The sequence below is a fragment of the Arenimonas sp. genome (assembly GCF_035312645.1).
GTDB lineage: Bacteria > Pseudomonadota > Gammaproteobacteria > Xanthomonadales > Xanthomonadaceae > Arenimonas.
In genome coordinates this window covers 1-7,730 of sequence record NZ_DATGBO010000079.1, presented here as the reverse complement: position 1 = coordinate 7,730, position 7,730 = coordinate 1, and the positions used below count along the sequence as shown (strand labels likewise).

Here is a 7,730-nt window from a genome sequence, read left to right as displayed (position 1 = left end):
GCTGGCCTGGTGTTCGCCCAGTGGCAGGACCGCGCCGTCGCGACGACCTCGGCGCCTACCGCGTTGACCCAGGCCAGCGTCACCCCGACGGCGGCAGCTCCGAATACCGCACCGCTGGTGAACCTGCCGGATTTCTCGCATCTGGTCGAATTGGCCGGGCCGGCCGTAGTGAATATCGAGGCGACGATCGGTAGCGGCAGCCGCCACGCCGTTGCCCAGCGCGACGAGGACGATTCCGATCCGTCGCAGCAGATCAATCCCGAGGACGTGCCGGAAATTTTCCGTCATTTCTTTGGCCAGCCCGGCGGCCCGGGTGGCCCCGAGGGTGGCGACAAGGGGCCGCAACGCAACGGCACGTCGTTTGGCAGCGGTTTCATCATTTCTTCCGATGGTTATGTGCTGACCAACCATCATGTGGTCGACGGTGCCAGTGAAGTGATCGTGCATCTGGTCGATCGCCGCGAGCTCAAGGCCAAGGTGGTCGGCAGCGACGAGTCCTCGGACGTGGCCTTGCTCAAGGTCGAAGCCCGCGATCTGCCGGTGCTGCAACTGAGTGATTCGCATAGCCTGAAGCCGGGGCAGTGGGTGGTGGCGATCGGCTCGCCGTTCGGTTTCGATCATTCGGTCACTGCCGGCGTGGTCAGTGGCCTGGGCCGGCCGAGCATCGATGGCAGCCAGCGCTACGTCCCTTTCATCCAGACCGATGTCGCGATCAACCGCGGCAATTCCGGCGGCCCGCTGCTCAATGTCCGTGGCGAAGTGGTCGGCATCAATTCGCAGATCTTCAGCAATTCTGGCGGCTACATGGGCGTGAGTTTCGCGATCCCGATCGAGGTCGCGATGAACGCGGTGCAGCAGCTCAAGGCTCACGGCAAGGTCACGCGCGGACAGCTGGGCGTGGCGATCGGCGAGGTCAGTCGTGAGCAGCTCGGCGAGCTCGGCCTGACTCGTGCTTCCGGCGCCTATGTCGGCTCGGTGCAGAACAACAGCGCTGCCGCCAAGGCGGGCATCCATCCCGGCGACGTGATCGTCGCCTTCAACGGCAAGGACATCGGCAGTGCCGCGGAACTGCCGCCGCTGGTCGGCGCGCTGGCGCCGGGCAGCCGCACCAATGTCCGGGTGATGCGCGACGGCAAGCCATTGGACATGGTGGTGGTACTGACCACGCTGGACGAATCGGTGGCTGCTGACGACGGCAAATCGCCGGCAGCGTCCGCGCCTGCCTCCGACCTCAATGCGTTGGGTGTGGTCGTGGCGCCGGTCGATAGCAGCACCCGCGCCAAGCTCGGTTTGTCCGCCGACGAGGGCGTGAAGATCAGCCGCGTCGCCGGGCTTGCCGCGAAGCAGGTCGGCCTCTCGCCGGGCGACGTGATTCTGCAGGTCGGCAAGACCGCAGTTGCGAGCCCCGCGGAATTCGAGGCCGCACTCAAGGGCGTCAAGTCCGGAGATCGCGTCCGTTTGCTGGTGCGCAACGCCGAGAGCACTGGTCTGGTGACGGTGGCGGCGCAATAAGAGGTCTAGGCGGGGGTCCCGGCGCCGGCCTGTTCAGGGCGGGCTTGGCGCCGGGGCGCTGTGCGATAATGCCGTGTTCACTTCTCCAGACGGCATCGCGCCGCCCCCATGCAGCTCATACGCAATTTCTCAATCATCGCCCACGTCGATCACGGCAAGTCCACCTTGGCCGACCGCATCATCCAGCTATGCGGCGGCCTCGAGGCCCGTGAGATGGAAGCCCAGGTGCTCGACTCCAATCCGATCGAGCGCGAGCGCGGCATTACCATCAAGGCGCAGTCAGTCTCGCTGCCGTACACGGCGCGCGACGGCAAGACCTATCAGTTGAATTTCATCGACACCCCCGGCCACGTCGATTTTAGTTACGAAGTCTCGCGGTCCTTGGCTGCCTGCGAAGGCGCCTTGCTGGTGGTGGACGCAGCGCAAGGCGTTGAGGCGCAGTCGGTCGCCAACTGCTATACGGCGGTGGAGCAAGGCCTGGAGGTTGTTCCGGTCCTCAACAAGATCGACTTGCCGACCGCTGATATCGAAAAGGTAAAGGCCGAGATCGAAGCGGTGATCGGCATCCACGCCGACGACGCCGTGGCGATCAGCGCCAAGACCGGCCTGAACGTGATCGAGGTGTTGGAAGCCATCGTCCAGCGCATCCCGCCGCCGAAACCGCGCGGCAGTGACCAGCTGCAAGCGCTGATCATCGATTCCTGGTTCGACAACTACCTCGGTGTGGTCTCGCTGGTGCGGGTGATGCAGGGCGAGATCAAGCCCGGCGACAAGATTCTGGTGATGTCCACCGGCCGCGTGCACCAGGTCGACGACGTTGGCGTGTTCACGCCCAAACGCAAGTCGCTGGTCAAGCTGGGCTCGGGCGAAGTGGGCTGGATCAACGCTTCAATCAAGGACGTGCACGGCGCACCGGTCGGCGACACGCTGACGCTCGCCGCCAACCCGGCCAGCGAAGCGCTGCCGGGCTTCCAGAAGATGCAGTCGCGCGTGTTCGCCGGTCTGTTTCCCGTCGATGCCGACGAATACCCGGCGCTGCGCGAGGCGCTCGACAAGCTCAAGCTCAACGATGCCGCGCTCAATTTCGAACCGGAAAGCTCCGAGGCGATGGGGTTCGGTTTCCGTTGCGGCTTCCTCGGCATGCTGCACATGGAAATCGTGCAGGAGCGCCTGGAGCGCGAGTACGACCTCAACCTGATCTCCACCGCGCCGACGGTGATCTACGAAGTGCTGCAGACCGACGGCAGCATCCTGCCGCTGGACAACCCGGCGAAGCTGCCGCCGGTCAACAAGATCCAGGAAATCCGCGAGCCGATCATTCTCGCAACCATCCTCACGCCGCCCGATTACGTCGGCAACATCATCACCCTGTGCGAGGAAAAACGCGGTTCGCAGCAGGGCATCAATTACATGGGCAGCCAGGTGCAGATCAGCTACGAGCTGCCGATGGCGGAAGTGGTGCTGGACTTCTTCGACCGTCTCAAATCCGTCTCGCGCGGTTACGCTTCGCTCGATTACCACTTCCTGCGCTTCGATGCGGGTCCGTTCGTGCGCGTGGACGTGCTGATCAACGGCGATCGCGTCGACGCCATGTCGATGATCCTGCACCGCAACCACGCCGACCGTCGCGGCCGCGAGCTATGCGAGAAGATGAAGGACCTGATCCCGCGGCAGATGTTCGATGTCGCCATCCAGGCGGCGATCGGCGCGCAGGTCATTTCGCGCTCGACGGTCAAGGCATTGCGCAAGAATGTGCTCGCCAAGTGTTACGGCGGCGACGCCACGCGCAAGAAAAAATTGATCGAGAAGCAGAAAGAAGGCAAGAAGCGCATGAAACAGTTCGGCAAGGTGGAGATTCCGCAGGAAGCCTTCCTCGCCGTGCTGCAATCCGACAACAAATAATCCACCGCTCCAGCAAGGAACGTTGCCAGTGAAATTCGATTTCGCCCTGATTCTGACCGCGCTGTCCGTCCTGACCGGCGTCATCTGGTTGGTCGACAGCCTGTTCTTCGCCAAGAGCCGCCAGCTGATGGTCAAGGACGGCGAGGAAATGGTCGAGCCCGCCGCGGTCGACTACGCCCGCTCGCTGTTTCCGGTGCTTCTTTTCGTGCTGGTGCTGCGCTCGTTCGTCGCCGAGCCGTTCCGGATTCCGTCCGAGTCGATGATGCCGACCCTGCTCAAGGGCGATTTCATCCTGGTGAACAAGTTCAGCTACGGCCTGCGCCTGCCGGTGCTCAACAACAAATTCGTACCGGTGGGCGAGCCCAAACGCGGCGACGTGATGGTGTTCCGCTACCCGGGCCGCAGCGAGGACGATCCGGAAAAGGGTACCGACTACATCAAGCGGGTGATCGGCCTGCCCGGCGACACGGTCTCGGTGTCCGACGATCAGGTCACCATCAACGGCAAGCCGGTGGCCTACGCGGCCGATGGCGTGTTCGTCGGCAGCGGCTCGTCCCTCGAATCCAACGACACCCCGATCGCCAACGAAATGCTGCCCGGCCGCACCCACCACGTCCTTGATGAACCGGGCAGTCCGTTTCCCCCGGGGCAGTGGCAGGTCGCGCCCGGCCACTATTTCGTGATGGGCGACAACCGCGACCACAGCGCCGACAGCCGCGACTGGGGCCTGGTGCCCGAGGGCAACCTGGTCGGGCGGGCCATGGTGATCTGGCTCAATTGCGAGGGCTGGGTCTGCATGGACGGTTTCGATTACAAGCGGATTGGCGATACCATCCAGTAGTCTTCACTTCCACATCCACCCGGGGGACAGGTCATGGACAAGAAGCAGCGCGGCATCACGCTCATGGGTTTCATCATGATTTTGATACTCGTGATGGTTTTCGTCGGCGTCGGCATGCAGCTGGTGCCGGTGTATTCGGAGTACTACAGCGTCAAGGCGGCGATGGATTCGGTGGTGAAGGAAGGGCTCGATACCGACATCACGGATGTCCAGCGCAAGATCAGCAAGCACTTCAACACCGACTACGTCAATTCCGTGGACCAGAAGCAGATCGTCTTCGCCCCGGCTTCCGGCAACAAGAAACTGATGGTGCATTACGAAGTCCGCAAACCGCTCATGGGCAATGTCGAATTCCTGGTGACGTTTGACTACACCACCAACTGAGGTGGTTGAGGCTTTCGGTCATTGCTTCCAGAACCCCGACCTGCTGCGCCAGGCTCTGCGCCACCGCAGCATCGGGGTTCCCAACAACGAACGTTTTGAATTCCTCGGCGACGCGCTGGTCAACCTGATCGTCGCCGAGGCGCTGCACGCCCGCTGGCCCAAGGCCGATGAGGGCGCGCTGACCCGGGCCCGCGCCAGCCTCGTGCGCGAATCGGCGCTCGCCGGTATTGCTCGCACGTTGCAACTGGGCGATCGCATCGAACTCGGTCTGGGCGAACTCAAGAGTGGTGGCCATCGCCGCGACTCCATCCTCGCCGACGCGCTGGAAGCGCTGGTGGCGGCGATCCATCTCGACGCCGGCTTTGAAGTCTGTCGCAGCGTCGTCCTGCCCTGGTTCGATGCGATGATGGCCGAGTTGCCGGCCGGCAAGGTCGACAAGGATCCGAAAACGCGATTGCAGGAGTGGTTGCAGGCGCGGCAGCTGGAGCGGCCGGCATACGCCCTGGTCGATACCCGCGGGCAGGATCACGAGCGCGTGTTCCTGGTCCGTTGTTCCCTGGACGCGCCGGCACTGGCCGCCGAGGCCGAAGGCGCCTCGCTGCGCGCCGCCGAACAGGCCGCTGCCGAACAGGTGCTGGCGCAATTGGAGAAACAGAAATGACCTTGCCCTACCGCGCCGGCACGATTGCCGTCATCGGCCGTCCGAACGTCGGCAAATCGACGCTGATCAACGGCCTGGTCGGCGCCAAGGTCAGCATCGTCTCGCCGCGCCCGCAGACCACGCGTCACCGTCTGCTCGGCATCGCCACGTTTCCCGAAGGCCAGTTGATGCTGGTCGATACCCCGGGCATCCATGGCAAGCAGAAGAACGCCATGAACCGCTACATGAATCGCGCCGCTCGTGGCGCGGTTTCCGATGTCGATGCGGCGGTGCTGGTGATCGAGGCCGGCCGCTGGTTCGAGGACGACGCGCTGGCCTATGCCGCGCTCAAGGAATCGGGCGTGCCCTGTGTGCTGGTGGTCAACAAGGTCGACAAGATCACCGACAAGGGCAGCCTGTTGCCTTTCATCGCCGAAGTGACGCGCGAGCGCGAGTTTTCCGCCGTGCATCCAATTTCCGCGTCCAAGCGAAAAGGTACCGATGCGCTGGTCAAGACCCTGATCGCGCTGATGCCGGAATCGGAAGCGCATTACGCCGACGACGAGATCACCGACAAGAGCGAACGCTTCCTCGCCGGCGAACTGGTGCGCGAACAACTGATGCTGCGCCTCGGCGAAGAACTGCCGTATGCGGCGACGGTGGAGATCGAGAAATTCGAAGTCGATGGCGAGATGCTGCGCATCGCCGCGGTGATCTGGGTCGAACGCGAGAGCCAGAAACCCATCGTGATCGGCAAGGGCGGCGAACGCATGAAGGCGATCTCGACCGGTGCGCGCCTGGGCATGGAGCGCCTGTTCGATCGCAAGGTGTTTCTCGAAACCTGGTGCCGGGTACGCGAGGGCTGGTCGGACGACGAAGCGGCGCTGAGCCGGTTCGGCTACACCGACTGAGCATGCGCGCCGACGGGTTCCCGCGCGGCTAGCAAGACTGCATGCGCATCGATGCACAACCAGCGTTCGTGTTGCATGCGCGGCCCTGGCGCGAAACCAGCCTGCTGGTCGAGTTGCTGACTCGCGATCACGGCCGCGTCGGCGTCGTCGCACGCGGTGTTACCGGCGCCAAGCGCCATCTCCTGCGCGCCGCGCTGCAACCGCTGCAATCGATCCGCATCGACTACCTGCCGCGCGGCGAACTGGCGCGGCTGATCCAGGCCGAAGCCATCGATGCCGCACCGATGCTCGCTGGCGAAGCCTTGATGGCTGCCTTCTACGTCAACGAGCTCGTGCTCAAGCTGACGCCGCGCAACGATGCCATCGCGCCAGTGTTCGATCTTTATGCGCGCGTGCGTGGCGATCTCGCCGGAAACGCGCCGCTGGCCTGGACGCTGCGTCGCTTCGAACGCGATCTGCTTGATGCCCTCGGTTATGGCCTGCCCTGGGATTCATTGGCCGACGACGAAGCGCTGGAGCCTGAGGCGCGTTATCGACTGGATCCCGAACACGGCCCGGTGCGGGAATCGCGCCGCGGTGTCGACAGCGTGAGCGGTGCGGCGCTGATCGCGCTCGCTGCCGACCAGATGCCCGCGACTGAGTTGTTGATGGAATTGCGCGCGGCGCTGCGCGGCGTGCTCGCCTCGCATCTTGGTCCACAAGGCTTGCGTTCGTGGGGCTTGCTCGGCGAGTTGGCGCGGGTCAGGCCGCGTCGCCAGGAGTGAGCGCGGCCGTCGCGAGCTGATCGGCTACCGCGAATTCCCAGAGCTGAAGATTGCCGGGGTCGAGCGGCGCGACGCTGAGCCGATCGACCGCTTGCAACAGGCGCACCGCGCCGACAAAACTGCAGCCGGCCTTGAGCTTGTGCAGCGCCGCGCGCGCGGAATGCACGTCCCCGGCGGCGCAGGCGGCGATGACGGCATCGCGCTGTTTCGGTAACTCCTCGAGAAACAATCCGCGCAGTGCCTGCAGGGATTCGCGGCGTCCGCCGACGGCGGACAATGCCTGGGCTTCGTCCCAGACTGGTCGTTTCTCGCCGATGTGCCAGGCCGGTGCTACCAACATCTCCGGCCGCAACGCGCGTCGCACCGATGCCTGCAAGGCAGCGACGGTGATGGGTTTCTGCAGCACTTCAAGAAAACCCGCGCTGCACATCCGGTCGAAATCGTCGCGGTGCACTTGTGCGGTGATCGCAAGCGCCGGTGTATCCGGATGCGCTTCACGCAATGCCGCGAGCGCGCCGCAGCCGTCGCCATCGGGCAGGTTGGCATCGATCAGCCACAACGCGTAGCCGTGTAGATCAACTCGTACGCGGGCCTCGGCGATGCTGGCCACGGCATCGACCTGCGCCGGCAGGCCGGACAGCGCCTCGTGCAGAAACGCGCGGCTGACGACATCGTCCTCGATCAACAACAGGTGCGGGCCCATCGTGCTCATCGTCAGCGGCTTCGCTCACAGGTCCGGTCAAACCGACTATTCTTGCAGCATGCGGATTACCCAT

At 64.1% G+C, this 7,730-nt stretch carries 8 protein-coding genes; 7 read left to right on the top strand and 1 reads right to left on the bottom strand.

The window, feature by feature from the left end; translation table 11 throughout:
* From VKM35_RS07525 to recO, 7 genes are all read left to right on the top strand, one after another.
* Positions 1–1,512: Do family serine endopeptidase (locus tag VKM35_RS07525; RefSeq protein ID WP_324319987.1), on the top strand; the 1,512-nt coding region annotated here is incomplete at its 5' end.
* Between the two features lie 108 nt (positions 1,513–1,620).
* Positions 1,621–3,414: a translation elongation factor 4 gene (gene lepA / locus VKM35_RS07520; protein ID WP_324319985.1), complete on the top strand. Its 1,794-nt coding sequence runs from the start codon at positions 1,621–1,623 to the stop codon at positions 3,412–3,414.
* 28 nt (positions 3,415–3,442) lie between these two features.
* Complete coding sequence (gene lepB / locus VKM35_RS07515; RefSeq protein ID WP_324319983.1) at positions 3,443–4,255, top strand: signal peptidase I; 813 nt, start codon at positions 3,443–3,445, stop codon at positions 4,253–4,255.
* Between the two features lie 33 nt (positions 4,256–4,288).
* A complete protein-coding gene (locus tag VKM35_RS07510) occupies positions 4,289–4,639 on the top strand; it encodes a DUF4845 domain-containing protein (protein ID WP_324319981.1) in 351 nt (116 codons plus the stop codon).
* A gap of 1 nt (position 4,640) precedes the next feature.
* A complete protein-coding gene (rnc, locus tag VKM35_RS07505; protein WP_324319979.1) occupies positions 4,641–5,300 on the top strand; it encodes a ribonuclease III in 660 nt (219 codons plus the stop codon).
* Entirely contained in the window at positions 5,297–6,190 is an 894-nt protein-coding gene (era, locus tag VKM35_RS07500) for a GTPase Era (protein WP_324319977.1), read from the top strand. Before rnc ends, era begins: the two co-directional genes overlap by 4 nt.
* A 41-nt stretch (positions 6,191–6,231) precedes the next feature.
* A complete protein-coding gene (recO, locus tag VKM35_RS07495) occupies positions 6,232–6,954 on the top strand; it encodes a DNA repair protein RecO (protein WP_324319975.1) in 723 nt (240 codons plus the stop codon).
* Here recO and VKM35_RS07490 read toward each other — a convergent pair.
* Complete coding sequence (locus VKM35_RS07490) at positions 6,932–7,666, bottom strand: response regulator (RefSeq protein WP_324319973.1); 735 nt, start codon at positions 7,664–7,666, stop codon at positions 6,932–6,934. The two genes, recO and VKM35_RS07490, sit on opposite strands and share 23 nt — an antisense overlap.
* Positions 7,667–7,730: the final 64 nt, after the last annotated feature.

What these genes read in the sequence shown, in the direction of transcription:
- lepA (WP_324319985.1), top strand. Translation starts at nt 1,621, where the DNA reads ATGCAGCTCATACGCAATTTCTCAATCATCGCCCACGTCGATCACGGC.
- VKM35_RS07510 (WP_324319981.1), top strand. Translation starts at nt 4,289, where the DNA reads ATGGACAAGAAGCAGCGCGGCATCACGCTCATGGGTTTCATCATGATT.
- era (WP_324319977.1), top strand. Translation starts at nt 5,297, where the DNA reads ATGACCTTGCCCTACCGCGCCGGCACGATTGCCGTCATCGGCCGTCCG.
- recO (WP_324319975.1), top strand. Translation starts at nt 6,232, where the DNA reads ATGCGCATCGATGCACAACCAGCGTTCGTGTTGCATGCGCGGCCCTGG.
- VKM35_RS07490 (WP_324319973.1), bottom strand. Translation starts at nt 7,666, where the DNA reads ATGAGCACGATGGGCCCGCACCTGTTGTTGATCGAGGACGATGTCGTC.